At 44.0% G+C, this 20,269-nt stretch carries 17 protein-coding genes; 6 read left to right on the plus strand and 11 right to left on the minus strand.

Annotated features, from left to right (window positions below; all coding sequences use genetic code 11):
• Positions 1-89: 89 nt before the first annotated feature.
• The 3 genes from CKK33_RS00630 to CKK33_RS00640 form a co-directional block, all read right to left on the minus strand.
• On the minus strand, positions 90-1,217 hold the full coding sequence (locus CKK33_RS00630; RefSeq protein ID WP_095702245.1) for a chorismate mutase: 1,128 nt from the start codon (positions 1,215-1,217) through the stop codon (positions 90-92).
• A 155-nt stretch (positions 1,218-1,372) separates the two neighbouring features.
• Positions 1,373-2,281 (minus strand): prephenate dehydratase, encoded by a 909-nt coding sequence (locus tag CKK33_RS00635; protein WP_095702246.1) that lies wholly within the window; start codon positions 2,279-2,281, stop codon positions 1,373-1,375.
• A gap of 249 nt (positions 2,282-2,530) precedes the next feature.
• Entirely contained in the window at positions 2,531-3,208 is a 678-nt protein-coding gene (locus CKK33_RS00640; protein ID WP_095702247.1) for a DUF6624 domain-containing protein, read from the minus strand.
• A gap of 185 nt (positions 3,209-3,393) precedes the next feature.
• On the opposite strand from CKK33_RS00640, the gene CKK33_RS00645 reads away from it, so the two are divergent.
• A complete protein-coding gene (locus tag CKK33_RS00645) occupies positions 3,394-4,719 on the plus strand; it encodes a putative sensor domain DACNV-containing protein (RefSeq protein WP_095702248.1) in 1,326 nt (441 codons plus the stop codon).
• A 5-nt stretch (positions 4,720-4,724) separates the two neighbouring features.
• Here CKK33_RS00645 and CKK33_RS00650 read toward each other — a convergent pair whose 3' ends face one another.
• Entirely contained in the window at positions 4,725-5,981 is a 1,257-nt protein-coding gene (locus tag CKK33_RS00650; RefSeq protein WP_095702249.1) for an arsenic transporter, read from the minus strand.
• 2 nt (positions 5,982-5,983) lie between these two features.
• Complete coding sequence (locus CKK33_RS00655) at positions 5,984-7,231, minus strand: MFS transporter (protein ID WP_095702250.1); 1,248 nt, start codon at positions 7,229-7,231, stop codon at positions 5,984-5,986.
• 196 nt (positions 7,232-7,427) lie between these two features.
• Between CKK33_RS00655 and CKK33_RS00660 the strand changes: the two genes are divergently transcribed.
• The gene (locus CKK33_RS00660) at positions 7,428-9,680 is read left to right on the plus strand and encodes a TonB-dependent receptor domain-containing protein (protein ID WP_095702251.1); all 2,253 of its coding nucleotides are present in this window, start codon (positions 7,428-7,430) and stop codon (positions 9,678-9,680) included.
• 86 nt (positions 9,681-9,766) lie between these two features.
• Here the strand turns inward: CKK33_RS00660 and CKK33_RS00665 are convergent, their stop codons facing one another.
• On the minus strand, positions 9,767-10,702 hold the full coding sequence (locus tag CKK33_RS00665; protein WP_158223368.1) for a fasciclin domain-containing protein: 936 nt from the start codon (positions 10,700-10,702) through the stop codon (positions 9,767-9,769).
• Between the two features lie 340 nt (positions 10,703-11,042).
• Here CKK33_RS00665 and CKK33_RS00670 point away from each other — a divergent pair, with 340 nt between their 5' ends.
• Positions 11,043-11,672: an HAD family hydrolase gene (locus tag CKK33_RS00670; RefSeq protein ID WP_095702253.1), complete on the plus strand. Its 630-nt coding sequence runs from the start codon at positions 11,043-11,045 to the stop codon at positions 11,670-11,672.
• Here CKK33_RS00670 and CKK33_RS00675 read toward each other — a convergent pair.
• A complete protein-coding gene (locus CKK33_RS00675; RefSeq protein WP_233138118.1) occupies positions 11,662-12,195 on the minus strand; it encodes a DinB family protein in 534 nt (177 codons plus the stop codon). The genes CKK33_RS00670 and CKK33_RS00675 overlap by 11 nt on opposite strands.
• A gap of 107 nt (positions 12,196-12,302) precedes the next feature.
• On the opposite strand from CKK33_RS00675, the gene CKK33_RS00680 reads away from it, so the two are divergent.
• Positions 12,303-13,862: a L,D-transpeptidase family protein gene (locus tag CKK33_RS00680; protein ID WP_095702254.1), complete on the plus strand. Its 1,560-nt coding sequence runs from the start codon at positions 12,303-12,305 to the stop codon at positions 13,860-13,862.
• Between the two features lie 61 nt (positions 13,863-13,923).
• On the opposite strand, the gene CKK33_RS00685 is transcribed toward CKK33_RS00680, so the two are convergent.
• The 4 genes from CKK33_RS00685 to CKK33_RS00700 form a co-directional block, all read right to left on the minus strand.
• Complete coding sequence (locus CKK33_RS00685) at positions 13,924-14,721, minus strand: murein L,D-transpeptidase catalytic domain family protein (protein ID WP_095702255.1); 798 nt, start codon at positions 14,719-14,721, stop codon at positions 13,924-13,926.
• Positions 14,722-14,892: 171 nt separating this feature from the next.
• Positions 14,893-15,471, minus strand: a complete 579-nt coding sequence (locus CKK33_RS00690; protein WP_095702256.1) for a nitroreductase — start codon at positions 15,469-15,471, stop codon at positions 14,893-14,895.
• A gap of 55 nt (positions 15,472-15,526) precedes the next feature.
• Positions 15,527-15,904, minus strand: coding sequence for a putative quinol monooxygenase (locus CKK33_RS00695; RefSeq protein WP_095705702.1), 378 nt, complete (start codon positions 15,902-15,904; stop codon positions 15,527-15,529).
• 36 nt (positions 15,905-15,940) lie between these two features.
• The gene (locus tag CKK33_RS00700) at positions 15,941-18,373 is read right to left on the minus strand and encodes a thiamine pyrophosphate-dependent enzyme (protein ID WP_095702257.1); all 2,433 of its coding nucleotides are present in this window, start codon (positions 18,371-18,373) and stop codon (positions 15,941-15,943) included.
• A 137-nt stretch (positions 18,374-18,510) separates the two neighbouring features.
• Here CKK33_RS00700 and CKK33_RS00705 point away from each other — a divergent pair, with 137 nt between their 5' ends.
• Both CKK33_RS00705 and CKK33_RS00710 read left to right on the plus strand, forming a co-directional pair.
• The gene (locus tag CKK33_RS00705) at positions 18,511-18,885 is read left to right on the plus strand and encodes a DUF1573 domain-containing protein (protein ID WP_095702258.1); all 375 of its coding nucleotides are present in this window, start codon (positions 18,511-18,513) and stop codon (positions 18,883-18,885) included.
• A gap of 125 nt (positions 18,886-19,010) precedes the next feature.
• Positions 19,011-20,207, plus strand: coding sequence for a pyridoxal phosphate-dependent aminotransferase (locus CKK33_RS00710; protein WP_095702259.1), 1,197 nt, complete (start codon positions 19,011-19,013; stop codon positions 20,205-20,207).
• The last annotated feature ends 62 nt before the right edge of the window (positions 20,208-20,269 follow it).

A 20,269-nucleotide genomic window follows, 5' to 3' on the forward strand; every position in this document is an offset into this window, starting at 1 on the left:
TTTAAGCTTCATCTTAATTCTCTTTGACTGAGAACCGTGTTTGTTATTTGCAACCCTTCTCTATGTGAGAAGGGCAGGGATGAGGCAGGTTACGCGTGCGTTAATTTTTCTTCTACCTGGCCAGCCTCCGCGTTCATGATCTCTGTTTGCTTGCGGATAGATTCGTTGTGCACCAGTTCCAGGAATTTCTCGGTAAACTCGGCACCTAATTTAAGCGCTTTTGCATAACCAATACGTTTGTGCAAAATTTCGTCCCAACGGTTAACCTGCAGAATGGTTAGGTTATTGTCTTTTTTATAATTACCTATTTTTTCAACTATCTGCATACGCTCGGCCAGTTTTTGTATCAGCAGGTCATCGATCTTGTCAATCTGGTTACGTAATTCGCCCAGTTTATCATTGATTTCAGTATTGCGTGTTTCAGGTTTGCGTAAAGTTAAATTGTTGATGATATCAGTAAGCGCGGCAGGGGTTACCTGTTGCTTAGCATCGGTCCAGGCCACGGTAGGGTCAATGTGCGATTCGATCATCAGACCCTGCATATCCAGGTCAATCGCTTTTTGTGAAATGTAAGCGATAAGGTCGCGGTTACCGGTAATGTGGCTTGGGTCATTGATAATAGGCAGCTCAGGCACTAAAGTTTTTAAGCTGATGGCTACATCCCACATCGGTTCGTTACGGAAAGCCGATTTTTCGTAAGATGAGAAACCACGGTGAATGGCTGCTAATTTAGTGATGCCTGCATTGTTGATACGCTCCAACGCACCAACCCACAAAGAAAGATCGGGATTTACCGGGTTTTTAACCATTACAGGTACATCAACACCTTTAAGGGCATCTGCAATTTCCTGCACGGTGAAGGGGTTAGCAGTTGAACGTGCACCTACCCAAAGGATATCTACGCCTGCTGCCAGGGCTTCTTCAACGTGTTTCGCGGTAGCTACCTCAACAGCGGTAGGTAAACCGGTTTCTTCTTTGGCTCGTTTTAACCACTCCAGGCCAATGCTGCCAATGCCTTCAAACTCACCCGGGCGGGTACGTGGTTTCCAGATACCTGCGCGCAGCGCGGTAACTTTGCCGGTTTTAGCTAATAAATGCGCGGTGGCTACCAACTGGTCTTCAGTTTCGGCACTGCAAGGGCCTGCAATTAATAAAGGCTGCTTACCTTCTTTATTTATCCAGGTGTTTAGGGGCTGTATGTTTAAGTTCAGTTTCATATCGTTTTTTGTTAGTCCGGAAGTCCGATAAGAAGGGAAGTCCGGGGTGGTTTTTTAATTTCTTTAAATTTTTTCTTTCGGACTTTCCGAATCTTCGGACTTCCGGTGTGTTTCTCTTTCGGCCTCCCGGACTTTCCGGGCTTTCCGACTCATCACTACTCTATCTTTTTCACAGTAATGTAGCGTTTTGTATTACTTGGCTTTGGCGGCTGCTTAGGCGAATTGTCTTCTTCGTAACGCCGGTACTCTCCCAAAATATTAAAGTTGTGTGTGTACTTTAATATCTGTTTTATGGCATTGTCAAACTGCTTGGTTTCCGTCCATTCAATGTCAACATAAAAATTGTACTCATTACGTTTACCCAATACCGGCATGCTTTGTATCTTGGTCATGTTCACCTGCTCATGAGCAAAAATGTTCAGCACTTTGGCCAGCGCCCCCACTTCGTTATTTACCTCAAAGCATAGTGAGGCTTTGTTGGCGGGTTCTTTCCTGCGGTTGTTCTCATGCGTGGTCAGTATCAGGAAACGCGTAAAATTCAGCTTGTTTGATTCAATACGGCGTTCTAAAACGTCTAAACCATAAAGCTGAGCGGCAAGCGTATTGGCGATAGCTACAGTATCTTTTAACTGTTCATCGCGTATGCGTTTGGCACAGGCGGCGGTATCGTTACTCTCAATGATCTTGAGATGCGGGTACTCATCAAAAAAATCAATACACTGGCGTATGGCAATGGGGTGAGAGGTAACGTATTTTACCTCATCAAACCGTACACCGGGCAGGGCCATCAGGTGCAGTTGTATAGGTACGTATACTTCACCAACTACCGGGTAGCTATAGCCCATCATGAGCGAGTAATTAGGTAGAATGCTGCCGGCAATGCTGTTTTCAATAGCCATTACCAGGTAGTCGGCCTCTTTGTTCTTAAGCGCCTCAAAAGTTTGCTTAAACGAGTTGCACTCAACCGTTTCAATGTTTTCACCAAAGTAACGGAAAGCGGCTTCCTCATGAAACGAAGCTTTTATGCCCTGTATGGCCACCCGTGGTTTATCAGTCTTTATCATACCTGTAAAGCAAAAAGTCCCGGCTTGTTGGGCCGGGACTTTTCAGTTTTTTCTTTTATGTGTTTTTAGTACATATCAGTCCCGGCTCTTACTGCTAAAGTAAAAGTAGAAACCCCAGAAATATGCACGTTGTGTATTCATTGTTTTGTTATGCCGTAAATGTACAAGTAAAAATTGTTTTGTCAATAGATAATTTTATTTTTCTAAAAATTTATAGGTCGAACAAAATTAAATTCTGTTAAATCCGGTTTAACTTGTTTTGCCATCGGCTTTAGGCTCGGGGATGATCTTAGGTTCATGGATACCCTGTTTTTCATAAACCTCTTTGTTCATCTCAAAATGTAATCTCGACATCTGGTTCAAGTAAACCTCAATAGGTTCCAGGCCAACCTGCCTGCGGCGTATGTTTACATTCGCGCTATCAGCCAATGGGCGCGGGATAGCCTGGCACAGTTTGGTATTGTAAGTTAATTGTGTGGCGTAAACTTGTTTTTTTCCGGTGTTGATGTTGACTCTGTCGGTTAGGTAAGCAAAATTTTTCGGGTCGGCGTTGTTCTTATCAACCTCAACCTTCATGGCTTTTAAAACTTGTATTTGAAAATCGGGGTGCTTGTCGCAATGCTGTACCATTAGCCAAAAATGGTTTGAGCCTGTTTTTCCTACAAGGTCGTAGCCCGGGTAACCGTATTGCTTAAAAATATTTGCAAGCAAGCGCTGGTGGGTATTAAAAACGCTGTCTTTAAAGTTGTCCCAACGTTCGCGTGTCCAGTTTTTATATTCTCCTTGCGGAACTGATGCGGCTATCTGGTCAACCTTTACCCATTTGGCAAGGCTATCGGCCAGCGGTTGGTTAAACTTTTTGTTTTGGGCAAAGGTGCTTAAAACTGAAAGGTAGCAAAGCGACAGTAGTATTGTCCTGATTTTCATAAGGTTTTGTTTGACCCAAATATAAAGTTTACCAAAATAACGCGATAGCGGCTATCAACAAATTTACAAAGCCGCTGTTTTTCAACAACGGATCATCACGGGATTCGTACTCCGATAATAAAAAACTATTCGGGGCAATCTACAAAGGTCTGTAATTGGTATATAACAACAAATAACACAAGGTAATGGTAAACGCTAAACCGAAAGATCTGGCCCTGCACGTGCTTGAAAAGTTGAAGCACAGTAAACTATCGTTGCCTATACCTCCTATGGTAATATTGGAGGACCTTTTTGAAACGTTGTTCTTTGCCAGCATGCGCACAGAAGAAAGCGACCTGATAAAGGTGACCGTTACGCTGATAGACCCTGAAAATCCCGACCCGCGCCCGCCTCGGGAAGTAGTGGCTGAACGCTGGAGTGTTATCCGCTTCGATGAACACATGGAGTTCACCATTAAAAACCTGGTAAAGCTTTCCAAGGCGTCAGACCCTTCTACCACCTCCCTCGCGGTTTATTATAATCAGGAAGGTGGATTATATATCTGGGGGATGATCGATCAGGCTATACATTATCAAAGTTTTTTGAATTATGAGTCGGAATCAGGCTCCGAGCAGCCAGGCTTATTTCAGGTGCTGGTAAATGATATTGGTACGCTGGATGTATTGTTTGATTATGAGCTGCTCGCCAGGTTAAAGCAAAACGTATTAATACCGCGCTACCTGGACGTATTTACCATAGGCCCGGTATCCAAAATATTAAAAGCTAATGCCGGCCATTTAAAGGAGGAGCTAAAGGAGTTTTTGAAAAGCGAGCACCCGGAAGAGGATTTTGCTGACTGGGAAAACTTCGCCGACGGGTTATGGATACAAACCCTTTCGCGCCTGTTACTGCGTGTTCAAAATTATCATCACGGCGGGGGCATCCTCATCACTAATAATGAACAAGATATCGACATTAAATACAAGATCTATTACGATAGGCTAAAGTTAGCGGTAAGCAAATATGCCAAAGAAAGCATCAACAACTACCTGGCCGAATGGCTTATTGAAGACCACTTGGCATCGGGCAAAAGATCCATCTCCAAAGACTGGTATTTGGAGCAGTCCCGGTCGCTGTTCTCACGTGAGCAAATAGCCGATGAAATTAAGGGCTGTATATCGTTCCTGGCTTCGCATACCTGCGTAGATGGTGTTTTACTGTTTGATGCCGATATGATATCAAAAGGTTTTGGCGCAGTACTAAAGGCTAAAAAGTCCCCAAGAAAAATATATATATCACCTACGGCAACCGCCACACCAAAATCATTGGTACCTACAGATCCACTGCATTTTGGCACCCGCCATCGCTCCATGATCAGTTATTGCTGGAACTATCCTGGCAGTTTAGGCCTGGTTATTTCGCAGGACGGCGATATAAGGGCGTTCCATCGAATAGAGGATAAACTCATTATGTGGGAAAATATAAAAACCCAGCAGTTCCTTAAAAGCCGTAAGCTCAAGAAAAATAAGTAAGTAAATTAAATACTGATGTAGGGCAACAAGAGCAATACGGCTATTAACGGTATAAGCATCACCACCGCGCCTATTTTTAAAAAATCTACGGCGCTTACATTGATACCTTCCCTGCGAAGCGCGTTTAACCACAATATGGTAGCTAATGAGCCGGTAACTGAAAGGTTTGGCCCAAGGTCGATACCGATAAGTATAGCTTTGCGCACCAGGTCGGGCATGGCTGCGGCCTGAGATATTTCGCCGGCTATAAGTCCAGCCGGAAGGTTATTCATGAGGTTACACAGGATTGCCAGTCCACCGCCTGCTATAATTGAAGTAGTTTGGGCGCTATGGCTTGCCGCTGCGGCTAATTTTGCAGCCAATTGCTGCGTTACGCCTGTTTGGGTAAGCGCTTCAACAATTACAAAAAGCCCGGCTACCAGCAGTAAAACGCCCCATGATACCTGTCGCATAGGTTTGATGACAGACTTTTTGGCAACGGCGCCAATAATTAGTGTACAAAGTAAACCTGTAATAAAGGTTGGCCACCCGAGGTCGATTCCTAAAGCAGAACATGCGAGCAATACTGCTACAGTCGCGATAATGCTATACAAAGCCAGCTTACCTGTTTTGCTTAAAGGCTGGCGTTCCACGTCGGTGCTGAAGATTTCCTTCAGCGCGTTTTTCTGTGTGGTTTTCAGCGCCCAATACGTGAGCACAATTACCAAAACAGACGGTATAAGGAATTGACCCAGCCAATGCCCGAGCGAGGGTAGTTGCTTTTGGTAGATCACCAGGTTTGCCGGGTTAGATATAGGCAGCAGGAACGATGCCGCGTTAGCGATAAACGCGCAAATAAGTAAATATGGTAAGTTGTTTTTAACGCCTGAAGCCCTGGTAGCGGCAATTACCGCCGGTGTTAAAACCACAGCGGTAGCATCATTAGAAAGAAGCGCGGTGACCACAACACCAGCCATGAAAACCAATAGGAAGAGTTTTGAGGCAGAACCACCTGATGCTCTTACCGTATGCCCGGCAATCCAATCAAAAAGTTTCTCTTCCCTGGCCGATTCTGAGAGCAGCATCATCCCCGCCAGAAAAAGGTAAACATCAGTACCTTTTGCTACACCGGCGGTAAAGGTTTTAAAGGTAATGAGCCCGCATATAAGCAGTAAGATAGCCCCGCTTAAAGCCCAAACGGCTTCCGGCAATTTAAAAGGTCTGATAATAACCCCTGCGATGGCCAGCAGGGAAATAGCCCAGATAATATAGTTGTTGCTCATGATCAGTGTTTGTGGCCGTGGTCGCAAACTTTGCGAAGTGTTTTACTGTAATAAACCCAGATAAATATAGAGATAACCGCGAAACTGCCTAATACCACAAATGCCGGTTTAAAACCCATGCTTTGTGCCAGCCATCCACCAATTGCCGGGCTTAATGCCGCGCCTACACCCTGTACCGTCATTACAGCGCCCTGGCCAACGTTAATACGGCCGGTACCATTGAGTATATGCGCTACAAGGGCGGGTACAGCTACGCTTTGCAGGCCCGCGCCAATACCATCAAGTGCCTGTACCGGGTATAGGCCTATATGATAGTTTAAACTGGCAGCCACCAGCCCGCGTATGGGTAACGATAAGAAAGATAGCAACATCACCAGCCAGTAACCGCTCTTATCTGCCGATCGCATAGCTACTATAGATGCGCCTATCATCACCAGTTGTGCTATTACAATGGTCATGGCTACAAACATGGACGCATTGCTATTGCCCTGGCTTGCCGCGCCAAGGCCATACATCGGCAGCATGGCGCCGTTGCCGAGGTGAAAGCAAGCCAGCGCCCCTGCCAGCATTAATAATGGTTTGCATTCTAAAAGTTCTTTATAGCTGCTGGTATCATTAGCATCGTCTTTTCCTGCTTTCATACCGCGGGCGGCCCTGTCATCAATAGCAGAAGCGGGTATGGTACTCACCAGTATAATAGAGATTAGCCCAAACGCAGCCGATAGATAAAAGATAGCCTGCATGCCATATACCATGCCCAGGTAACCTGACAGGCCTGCGCCAACCATGTTGCCGGCGTGGTTCCAGGCCTGGTTACGCCCGTTTTGGCGGTTAAAGCCTTTTTGTTTTACCAAACCCAGCGTAATGGCCATTACGGCGGGCACTATAGCGGCGCCTGCTATGGCTGTAGCCACCTGCGACAGGCCCACGATCCAAAAATTTTGCGATAGCAGGATAACCGCCGAGGCCAGTACAGTACATATACCGGGAATGATCACATATAATTTTTTGCGCTTGGTTTGGTCAATAAGCGCACCTGCGGGTATGGTTACCAGTACACCTGCTACGCCGCCAAGGGTCATTACGGTACCAATGGCTCCGCTTTTCCACTGGTGGGCAAGCAGGAAGATACCCAGAAAGGGGCCGATGCCCGCCTGCATATCTGCCATGAAAAAATTGAGCGCTTCAAGGGCGGCTCTAAAACCGGTTGGTTTGGTTTGGTGTGTTGCAGGAACGGCTAAATGTGGCATATGGTGTAAGTGCTATCAATAACCGCACTGTAACAAAAAGGTTGCCGTTATCAGCAATAGAGCATTTAGCTATAAATTCTAACATAGATACGCAATGAGCGTCGCATATAGGATGGTTGTGTCAATATTTAATTTACAAGATAAATGTATAGCATTACCTTTATGCCCTTATTAATTAACCTGTAGTTATTTGGGCATGAGAAAACTTCTACTGTTATTATTTACCCTTACTTTAGTTAAATCATCTTTTGCTCAAACTTCAGGCTTGTCGGGTACTGTGGTGGATAGTGTAACGCATATAGCTATTGCTAATGTCACGGTAAAACTTGAGGATGGACATACAGACATTACTAATGAAGATGGAAAATTCCATTTTAAAAATGTAAGTGGACAAAAACTTACCGTAACGGCAATTGGATATCGTAAGGAAGTGATCTTACTATCAGCATACCGGAATGGGCAACTTATTAACCTGGTGCCACAGCAAACCCAGTTGCAGGATGTGGTGATTACCTCAAACAACCTTAACCCCTATAAGGCTATCAGTGAAACAGATATCAGGTTGAGGGGGGTATCCAATTCCCAGGAGGTATTGCGAATGGTGCCCGGCTTGTTTATAGGACAGCACCAGGGTGGCGGTAAAGCCGAGCAGATATTTTTAAGGGGTTTTGATAACGACCACGGTACGGATATCAATATGAGCGTAGATGGTATGCCTATAAATATGGTATCACAGGCGCATGGACAGGGATATGCGGATAGCCATTTTATTATACCCGAAACCATTGAGCGTACCACCTACAAAAAAGGTATGTACGATGCCGAAAAAGGCGACCTGGCGGTAACCGGTTGGGTAAACTTTAAAACTGCCGACGCGATCTCCGGAAATACGATCAAAATAGACGCCGGGCAGTTTGATACCTATCGGGCGCTTGCTATGGTTAATTTGTTAAGTAATGATGCAAGGGCAAAAGGTCAGTCGTGGTACGCGGCCTCGGAGTACCGTTTCAGTAACAGCTATTTTGATAACCCGCAGCATTTTAACCGCCTTAACTTTTTTACAAAATACCACGGCACGTTAGGAGCTCATAACATCCTTTCGGTTTCGGCCTCTTCAATGTACAGCAACTGGAAAGCTTCCGGGCAGATCCCTGAGAGCGCGGTTGAGCAGGGTATTATTGGTTTTTATGGCGCTTTGGACCCCAACGAAGGCGGCGTAACTTCGCGAACCAATGTTAATGCTCTGTTGATTACGACCTTAAACAATAACGACATTATAAAAAACCAGTTGTATTATTCGCGGTATAAATTTGATCTGCACACCAATTTTACTTTTTACCTGGTTGATACCGTTAACGGCGATGAAATAAGGCAACGCGAAGCAAGGAACCTGTTTGGTTATAATGGGAGTTATCTTAACGAGCGTTATTTGGGCAATATCAAGCTCACCTCCGAGTTTGGATTAAACACGCGCCTTGATGCTACCCGGGGTTCCGAACTATCACATACGGTTAATAATTTTACTTTGCTTGATGCCATCAAACTGGGTGATATTACGGAAACAGGCTCGGGAGCTTATTTAAGTGAAACCTTTCGTTTTTCGCCCCGCTTTACTATCAACACGGGCTTACGTTTTGATCAGTTCTATTATCGTTATTATAATCGCCTGCCGGTGGATAGTACGCTAAATGGCGCAGGTGTTTACACAGCTGCTAACCATATTCTTAGCCCTAAACTTAATTTTTACTATCAGGCAAGCGATAAGGCGCAATTGTATCTCTTTATGGGCAAAGGCTTCCACTCAAATGACGCCCGTGTAGTAGTAGCAGAAAAGGGACTGCAAACCTTACCCGCTGCATATGGGGCAGATCTGGGTACCGTATTTAAACCTGCAAAAAGCATATTAATTAATGCGGCTGTGTGGTATAGTTATCTGCAAAAGGAATATGTGTATGCCGGTGATGGTGGCACGGTAGATTTTAGCGGCCGCACAAGGCGTGTGGGTATTGATCTGTCTGCGCGCTATCAGCTTGGAACCTTGTTGTACTTTGATGCCGACCTGAACTATGCCCATGGTCGCGCTGTTGACGACCCTGCAGGCAAAAACTATATACCGCTGGCTCCTGTATGGAGCAGTACGGGCGGTATGACTTATGTTTTTAAAGACGGTTTTAATGGTAGTTTACGCTACAGGTGGCTGGGTAACCGGCCTGCTAACGAGGAATATAGTTTGAGAGCGGAAGGCTACTTTATAAATGATCTTGTTTTAAATTACACCAAAAAACGTTATGAAGTAGGTGTTACCATCAACAACCTCTTTAATGTGAAATGGAAAGAAACCCAATTTGAAACGCTGACGCGTTTGAAAGGCGAACAACCCATCAACAATATCGCGTTTACAGCCGGTACCAGGTTTTTCGCTATTGGGCATGTGGCATATAATTTTTAGTTTCCATGATTATAAACTCATCTGATTAAAAAAATGCCGGGCTATGCAGCCGGCATTTTTTTAATGCCAATAACTTAGGTTGGATGTTATGGTAGTAAAACCTGGTCAATTACGTGTACTACGCCATTGGTAGCTATAACGTCTGTAGTGGTAATGTTAGCGGCGGTTGAGTTTTTATTACCTTTTATTTTAGCACCCCCAGATAGCGAAATGGTTACTTTGCCGCCGTTCAGGGTTTGTGGCATAGCACCGTTAGTAAGATCGGTAGAAAGTATGCGGCCAGCTATTACATGGTAAGTTAAAATAGCTGCCAGTGTGTTAGGATCAGCAGTTTGAATAGCGTTGATGCTTGCAAAACCCGCAGCTTGGAAAGCGGCGTTGGTAGGTGCAAACACGGTATACGGGCCATTGCCAGACAATACCTGAGCTACATTGGTGTTACCCACGCTGGCACGCACCACAGCAGCAACCAAAAATGTTAAGTTGGCATTCGCCTGGGCGGTAGTTACCAAATTACCCGGTGGCGGCATCAGCACTTTGTTGATGATGTGTACTACACCGTTATTGGCGCGAATATCCGCTTGTTTAACTACGGCACCGTTCACAAAAATACCATTTGAGTTCCTGGTAACGTAAGCCTTTGCCTGGAAAGCGGTATTAATTTCGGTAGTACCTGTAGTAATGCTGCCTGAGTCATACACCTGGCCGCTTACGTGGTAAAGCAGAATGTTTTTCAAGGTTGCAACAGGTACAGCGTTTATCTTGTCTTCGCTGCCAAGCCCTGCTGCCGCAAAGGCGTCATTATCCGGCGCGAAAACGGTAAATGTACCGCTGCCAGATAAAGTTTCAACTAAACCTGCACGTACAAGCGCCGTTTTTAATAGCGATAAATTGGCATTTGATGATACTAACACAGCAATAGACTGGTTAGAAGAAGTCATGTTATCGTTCTTCTTGCTGCATCCGGTAATAATTGATAGCATGCAAATCGCTATCAATCCAAATATTTTTTTCGTTTTCATAAATAATTGTTTTTGTATCAGCATATTATGTTTTTTTAAGTTCTATAACATTCGTTATAAAAAACTTGTTTTGCTTCTTACGAAAAATTTGGAAAATATATGTTTACTTGCTTGCTCGTATAAGTTTGTACACCATGTCATGGTCGGCAGCGCAGGTGTTAGCGCCTATACTGGGCGGGCAAATTATTTTATGGGGGAGCTTTATATGGTTATGGTATTCACTTGGTGTAATATGCCTTTTAGTAGCAATAGCATTATACTTTTTGTATCGTTTAAATTACAATAATAACAGGACGAGCCCTGCCTGAAATAAGAGGCTAATTCCCTAATATTACGTTATATGAAACGAGCCCTGATACTTGATCTCGACAATACCATATATCCGGTAAAATCCATCGCTGCCGACCTGTTTGAAAAGCTTTTTCAACTAATTGATGAGGAGATAGGCTTATCAGACAAGCAAAAGGCAGCTAAAGCCAAGAGCGAACTTACCCGCCGCCCTTATCAGCACGTCGCTGATGAATATGGTTTCAGCAAAGAATTGAAGCAAAAAGGCTTGGACTTACTGAAAAACTTCAGCTATGATAAGCCTATGAAGCCGTATCCCGAGTATCATGCGCTCAGCGCTTTGGCTATTGATAAGTTTTTGGTTACAACAGGTTTTACCAAACTGCAGAACAGCAAGATTGAAAAGTTGGGTATTAAAGCTCATTTCAAAAAGATCTACATTGTTGACCCTGAAGTTTCTAAAATAAATAAAGGAGATATATTCCAGCAGATCATGTTAGAGAATAGATATAAGGCGCAGGATCTACTGGTAATTGGCGATGATCCTCAATCAGAGATCAAATTTGCCCGCGAACTGGGAATAGATACTTACTTATTTGATCCCGAACAAAAATTCTCAGACGTTGACGTTACATACGCCTCTATCAGTTATACAAACGTTGCTGATATCATTAATCAGTAACCACCATTAAGTTTGCTTGTAACACTTTAACAGTAACTATTAATTGCCCCAAATGCCTCATGGTATGTTCTGCCGCGTGTGTATATAACCCAATTACCGTTGAGGGTAATTGCTTACGCCCCACCCCCCTGAAAGCAGTGAGTTCTGTTTCTTCCGTAATTACCAGTTGCCTTATAGCAGCATCCACCTGGGTATTAAACCGCTCTGTTAAATATTTAACAGTGTATGTTTTATTGGTCAGCTTCCCTTCTTCAGCGAGGTAATTGAGTTGCGCTTCGTCTAATTGCTGGTTACGCGCGTAGGTAAACAACCTATCCAGTACACCTGTGAGGTGTTGTAAATGAAAAGCCGGCGAAGCCATTCCGGCAACCCGTTTCCATAACCATGCATCCGGGAAGTCTTTTATAAGCTCATTGAGTTCTTCGCGTGCCTGTAACAGCGCGTGGGCAACTGGCTGCAGCAAGGCCGGGATATTTCTTAATGGTCCCCTTAACCATACTTCGGGCATGTGATCATTCCCCATTATATCATAATTTTAACAATAACGCATTAAGCATTACTAATGTAACATTAGGCTTTATAACTTGTGGTATAAGTATTGTATAAACAGTAACATCTATTAAATATTACATGATACATAAACATACTTTCAAAAAATCCTGGATACTATTTTTCATAACGGTTATTACAACGGGCTTATTGCTGCAAAGTTGCGGTAAAAAAAGCCGGTCGGACCTTGGGGCCGAACTCTATAAAAAAACAAAGAATAAAGTTTTCAAAGACGCTACCCCCGAAGGCCTGGAAACGGTTTTTAAAGAAGTGCTTGCACAGCAAAAGGGTAAAATGAGCCAGCCGCAGATAATTACCGCTTTTTATGAGCAAAACGGCTACGACCCGGTATTTGTGATGGACCATACCTTTAACGGTGATGTTGACCTCACTGCAAACTACCTGGAAAAAGCCGGCCAGCATGGTTTAGACCCTAACATGTTTAAGGCCGATCAGATCAAACAACTGACAGCAAAATTTAAAGATAAAAAGGCGATCAAGGATCTGAACGAGGCCTATCATGATATTGCAATGCTGGAACTTTTAACAGCCAACTCACTGCTCACCTATTCAAATGCTTTGCAATACGGAATGGTAAGCCCGCGTAAGATATACCAGCGATATTTTACCGCTACTAAAAGGCCTGATAGCGTATCAATGTTCGCTACATTACATGCAAAAAACCTAAAGACGTTTTTAGATAGCATACAGCCTAAGAACCCGCAATACCTGATGTTGCAAAAAGCTTTAACGGCTGGCGGGGCCGCGAAAGGAATGAGCAAAGAAGAAACACAGCGCTACCTGGTAGTGAACATGGAACGCCTACGCTGGAAAAACAAGCCTCATGAAGATAAATATGTGATCGTTAATATTCCTGATTATCGCCTGGATGTAATAGAGAATGGTCACTCCGCGCTTAACATGAGGGTTATAGTTGGTGAAGGCCGCAATACGGATAACCAGATATCATTAGCTGAATACAACGAAAACGACAAGATCGACCGTCCGTTTAGCCGCGAAACTCCACAATTAAACAGCCTGATCTATGCAGCGCAGGTTAACCCGGTATGGAACATCCCGCAAAGCATTGCCACCAAGGAAATAATGGTTGAGGCCGCGAAGGACCCTTACTACCTTGAAAATAAAGGCATTGATGTGTACCAAGGCGGCAAAAAAGTTGATGATCCGGAAACAATTGACTGGAGCAAAGCATCAAAAGGCGATTATGAGTTTAAACAGCGCCCTGGCGATTTGAACTCTTTAGGAAAGATAAAATTCCTGTTTAAAAACAACAGCAGTGTTTACTTGCATGATACGCCTGCCAGAAATGCTTTTAACCAGAATATGAGAGCTTTGAGCCACGGATGCGTACGCGTAGGAGATCCTTTAGCGTTGGCTAAAAGCCTCTTTGGAGATAGTAAAGCATACGAAACTATTGATAAGGACATGGCAGATCCAAAACCTTCTCCTACCACGCTTGAGCTACCTAAAAAAGTACCGGTATACATCACTTATGTTACTTGCTGGGCCGATGAAAACGGCACACTGCAATACCGACCTGATGTTTACGGGCTGGATGTTGTATTATATGGGCATTTGAAAAAATTCCTTGCCGACTCCAATACATTAGCGGCTTTGTAAACCAATAAAAAAGTCCCGGGATATTAATTTCCGGGACTTTTTATTTATTGTTGGCCTTATCTTAAAGCTTAGCCATTTTAGATGCAAGGTTTGTGGTGTCGGGGGTTAATACACCAGACGGCACAGTTTCATCAAGTAATTTAGACAGATAATGGCTATCGTTGCCGTTAATATATAATAACGAACCTCCTTTGATGGTGTCTATGATCTGGTTGGAAAGCTCCGGAGATACTGCGGGGCAACCAAAGCTACGACCCAAACGACCTATCTGATTAATGGTGTTTTGGCAAACATAGTCGGCAGCATGTATTACAATGCCCCTCGCACGTGCGGCGCTGTTAACGCCTGCTTCCAGACCATCCAGGCGCAATGAGCGTCCATGTTTACCAAAATATACATCATCTGTAAGGTAAAAGCCAAGGCTACTTTGGTGCGACTCATTATTATTCGAAAAACGGTTAGCCATATCATCACCGCTACCCTGCCCATGAGCAACCCAAGTGTTCAACACTAATGATTTATTCATTAGATCAATGATCCACATACGCTTGGTACGGCTTGATTTGGTAAAATCAACCACCGTTAAATAATTAACGCTGCGGAGCTTGTTAGTTAATTTCAGGTTCATGTACCCTGTAAAGGCCTTCTGAAAAACTGAAAGATCCATACCGCTTTGCTGCAAATTAGCGGTATTGTATATATCCGCTACATATTGCGCAAAAAGTTCTTTTGGCGTAAAAGCTTTCGCCGTTTTGTTATTTAACAGATTGCTTTTGATGGCGTTTGCTGGTTTCCAGCTAATAATTACTACAGAAAGCAACAAAAAAACGCCTACAATCCACCACAGATTTTTTCTCATACTTTATCCGGTTTAATCAATTAGTTTAATATCGGGTAACGCAGTAAAGGTTGGTGCAATTGTTTGTGAGTAAAACAAATATACGCTAAAAACACAAATAAATTGTCACGTAAGTCTAATTAAGTACTTACGCGACAATTTATTTATTAATAATCAATAAGTTAACTAAAATTATTTATTCCAGGTAATTTTTTCTTCCAAAGGAATCTTACGCTTTCCTTCCGGTTGATTGTCTGTGTAGCCTAAGAACAATACGCCAAGTACACTGTCTTCCGCGCCTAAGCCAAAATGCTCGGCAAACGCGGGTTTAAGCACCATACCACCGGTACTCCAAAAAGCGCCAATATTTAACGCAGTGGCGCCTAATAGTAAATTCTGCACTGCGCAAGATGTTGCTATCACTTCCTCAAAAACCGGTATTTTAGGCAAGTCGCCACGCTTTTGGTACGCAATTACCACGTGCGATGCCGTGTTAGCCTGGTTGCTAAGGTTATTATAAACCGTTTCGTTAAAGCTTTCTCCGGGGTTAGCAGCTTTGTATAACTCAGCGTGCTGTTTACAATATTGCGCCGGCTCCTCAAACACAATAAAGCGCCATGGTTCGGTATTGCCATGGTTTGGTGCCCAATCTGCTAATTCTAAAATGGACGCGATATGGCCGTTGGGTATCTTATTGCCATTCATGGTTGATGGCTTTATGGTACGGCGGGCCTTAATATTATTGGCTATTACTGAAAAATTGTTATCCATAAGTATTTAATTATTGCAGGCGAAATTATAGATTTTTACCCACAGACTAAAATACTTACATACCCGGCTTTTTGGCAACACCTATGATATCCATATCCACAAGCTCTAATGACTTTACCATACCGGCCACAGCTGCTTTATATTTTTTAAAGTGCGGGGTTTGGATATGCAACTGGTAAGCCGCAGTATCCGCGTAAATTTCCAATATCGTAATGTGCGACGGATCTTTTTTATCTGCCACAGCATAATAAGTTAATACGCCGGGCTCAGTACCTACAGCCGCTGTCATTTGCTCTTTAAGCGCACTATTATATTGTTCAAGCTGTGCCGGGTCAACCGTGATCTTAGCTATCCTAACCATTTGCTTCTTGTTTTGAGCCGATGCGGTTAACGCGGTAAACAGCACCATTACAGATAAAAATATCTTTCTCATTTTATAAAAAAACCCGGCTAAGCCGGGTTGTATCATTTAAAATATTGTGGGGTATTTCCCGGGATTAGCTTCATTCATCATCCTGTAAACCGCCTCGATCACATCATCTGCAGAAGGCTTGCTGAAGTAGTCTCCATCAGAGCCATACGGAGGCCTGTGTTCGGCCGCGGAAAGGGTTTTAGGCTGAGCATCTAATGAGTAATAACCATTTTGAGCTTCAATGATCTTTTGCAGGATGTAAGCAGAACCACCACCCGGCAGGTCCTCATCAATTACCAGCAGCTTATTGGTTTTTTGTAGCGACCTGCCGCAAGTATTATCCAAATCAAAAGGATAAAGTGTTTGCGGGTCTATCACTTCCATATTAATTCCCATGTGTTCCAGTTCTTCTGCCGCTTCCATTACTACACGCAGCATTGAACCGTAAGAAACTACGGTAATATCAGTACCCGGTTTAACTATTTCAGCCTTACCGAGCGGAACCGTGAATTCACCCACATTAGCCGGTAATTTTTCTTTCAGGCGGTAACCGTTAAGCGACTCGATCACCAGTGCTGGTTCATCGCCCCTTAACAGGGTGTTGTACATACCGGCAGCCTGCGTCATATTACGTGGAACGCATATGTGCATACCGCGCAATGCATTGAGGATCAATCCTAGAGGTGAGCCGGAATGCCATATACCTTCCAGGCGATGGCCGCGTGTACGCACAATAAGCGGCGCACGCTGCCCACCCGCTGTACGGTAACTTAAACTGGCTACATCATCACTTAAAACAGTAATAGAATATAATAAATAATCAAGGTATTGAATTTCAGCAATTGGGCGAAGGCCTCGCATAGCCAAGCCCATGCCCTGGCCTATGATAGTAGCTTCGCGAATACCGGTATCGGTAATACGCAAGTCGCCGTATTTACTTTGCAACCCTGCGAAGCCCTGGTTAACATCGCCAATGGCACCTACATCTTCGCCAAAGGCAACAATGCTTTTATCGCGCTCAAAGTTGGCATCAAAACAGGCATTTAATACTTCGCGGCCATCTAACAACCGGGCATCATCCTGGTATTGCGCCTCAATAACCGGCACATATAATGGCGATTTAGGAGTATTGGTAAACAATTTAGAGTTAAACCGCTCTTTATTTTTTTCAGTTTCCTGGTATAACCAGTTCACCAAAGCCTGCCTTGCAGCGGTAGGTTCTTTAACTGTAACACGTAAAACCTTACGCGCGGCAGCAATAGTATCGCGGCGGCCCGGATCAACACAAGTTTGCAAGCTTGTGATAACCTGTTGTAACGCATCCCGGTGTTGTGACGATTGCGCTATATTTCCTGTCAGCTCCAGCACCTGAGCTATCTCCGCTTTAATTTCCGACTCCAGCTCCGCCCATGCTTCTTTCTGGCAATTACGAACATGCTTTTTAGCTTCGGCTTCCAGAGCGTCAATCTCTTCTGTAGTAATAATAGCCGACTGGATCATCCACTTACGCATTTGCAGCAGGCAGTCGTGCTCTTCTTCCCAGGCAAGCCTTTCTTTTGATTTATAGCGCTCATGCGAGCCCGAGGTGGAATGCCCCTGCGGCTGCGTCATCTCAACAACATGTATCAGTACCGGCACATGCTCTTCGCGGCAAAGTTTAATAGCACGCTCATAAGTTTCACAAAGGGCTGCATAATCCCATCCGCGGACTTTAAATATTTCGTAACCGTTACCCTTTTCATCACGCTGGAAACCTCTTAAAACTTCAGAAATATCTTCTTTTGTGGTTTGCAGCTTTGCAGGCACAGATATGGCATAAGCATCGTCCCAAACAGATATGGCCATAGGCACCTGCAAAACACCCGCGGCATTAAAAGCTTCGAAAAATAAGCCTTCAGAGGTTGAGCCATTGCCTATAGTACCAAAAGCAACCTCGTTTCCATTTACTGAAAACTGTTTAAGGTATTCCAATTCTTTATTCTGCCGGTATAATTTAGAGGCATAGGCCAGCCCCAAAAGGCGCGGCATATGGCCACCTGTAGTAGAAATATCGGCGGCACAATTCAAAGTATCAGCCTGGTTGGTCCAGTTCCCATCGGCATCAACATAGCGGGTAGCGTAGTGGCAATTCATTTGCCTGCCGCCTGACGCGGGATCTTTTTCAATATCAGGGTTAGCGTACAGTTGGGCAAAAAATTCCTTGAGGTTACTCATGCCGGTAGCAAACATAAAGGTTTGGTCGCGGTAATAGCCCGCACGCCAATCGCCCTTTTTAAATGCCTTAGCCATAGCCAGTTGGGCTACCTCTTTACCATCGCCAAAAATGCCGAATTTAGCCTTACCGGTAAGCACTTCCCTCCTGCCCAGCAAACTTGCCTGCCGGCTCTCGAAGCCAACGCGGTAGTCGTTTATAACGATCTGTTTAAAATCGTCAAAACTTAGTTCGGCAGAATGGTTTGCGGCGGCTGTGTTCAATACAGTTTCAGGCATATATAATTCTGTTTAGATGGTAAAAATAGGAAATTCTGTTCTGTTTAACCAACTGTTCCTGTTAAACAGTTAGATTTTACCTTAGTTTTGAGAATACATTAAACCTTTTATATTTGCAGCAATCAAACGCGTAAACGATGAAAAAATTTATTTTAATATGTGCGGTGATATTAGGCTTTGCATACAATGCTTCGGCCCAAACCGCTGAGTTCAAATTTAACGAGGAGAAGCATGATTTTGGTAAAATACCACAAGGCACTCCGGTAACCACCGTATTTGAATTTACCAACGTTGGTACCACTCCGCTTATTTTAACTGAGGTAAAACCTACCTGTGGCTGTACCATTGCCGATTACACCAAAACACCGGTAACACCCGGCCAGAAAGGTTCTATCAAAATTACCTACAACGCAGCAGCTGTATCGGCCTTTAATAAAACTATTGTAGTAACCTCTAATGCCAAAACGCCTACCAAATATTTAAATATTGTGGGTGAGGTAGTGGCCAAGTAAACGCCGGGTTTATACAAATAGCCATAAAAATATTTAGGCACCGTATGCATACGGTGCCTTTTTTTGTGCCTGTTAATTCCTTTTAAGCAAGCAAATTCTTTTAAAAGCTTTTACTAATTTTGGCCATGCCAAAAATTTCGCAAAAAGGGCTGCAAATGCCGGCCTCACCCATACGTAAATTAACCCCATTTGCTGATAATGCCAAAGCCGAAGGCAAAAAAGTATATCACCTCAATATTGGCCAGCCGGATATTGAAACGCCCGAAGGCATGCTGGATGCCATCAAAAATATCGACTTTAAAGTTTGGGCCTATACCGCTTCGGAAGGGACTTTGAGTTACCGTAAAAAGCTGGTAGAATACTACAATAAATTAGGCTACAATATTACGCCTGATAACATTATTGTTACAACAGGTGGTTCAGAAGCAATCACTATTGCCATGATGACCTGCCTGAACGAAGGAGATGAAGTAATTATCCCGGAGCCATTCTATGCCAATTACAATGGCTTTGCCAACCAAACCGATGTGGTGGTGAAACCTATACTTTCTTATATTGAAAACGGTTTCGCGCTGCCCCCAATCGCCGAGTTTGAAAAAGTGATCAGTGAGCGTACAAAGGCCATCATTATTTGTAACCCTAATAACCCAACCGGCTATTTATACTCGAAAGAAGAATTAGAAGCTTTGAAGGAGCTTTGCCTTAAATATGACCTGTATTTATTCAGCGACGAAGCTTATCGCGAATTTTGCTACGATGGCCGCTCTTTTACCTCTCCCATGCACCTTGATGGCCTTGATGAAAATGTAGTAGTGATGGATACTGTAAGCAAACGTTACAGTGCCTGCGGCGCAAGGTTAGGCTGCCTGATCACCAAGAACAAGGAAGTAATAGCTACCGGTTTAAAATTCGCGCAGGCGCGCCTTTCGCCGGGTATGGTGGAGCAGATAGCCGGCGAAGCAGCTGTTGATACCCCTGATGAATATTTTGAAGCCGTAAACAAAGAATATACCTCGCGCCGCGATACACTGGTGAACGCGCTTAACCAGATGGATGGTGTTTATTGTCCTAATCCCGGCGGTGCTTTCTATGTAGTGGCTAAGTTCCCTATTGATAATGCTGATAAGTTTTGCCAGTGGATGCTGGAAAGCTTTAATTACAATAACCAAACCGTGATGATGGCCCCCGCTACCGGCTTTTACAGCACGCCTGGCGCAGGCGCTAATGAGGTACGCATGGCCTACGTTTTAAACAACCAGGACCTTGCCAAGGCTATGGAATGCCTGGATGAGGGTTTGAAACAATATCCGGGTAGGGTTTAGTTAGTAGTTATTAGTGTGCAGTTTGCAGTCTGAGAATGCCGCTTATGGTTATCATTCAGTGT

Source organism: Mucilaginibacter sp. MD40 (genome assembly GCF_002288635.1).
In the GTDB taxonomy this organism is placed as follows: Bacteria; Bacteroidota; Bacteroidia; order Sphingobacteriales; family Sphingobacteriaceae; genus Mucilaginibacter.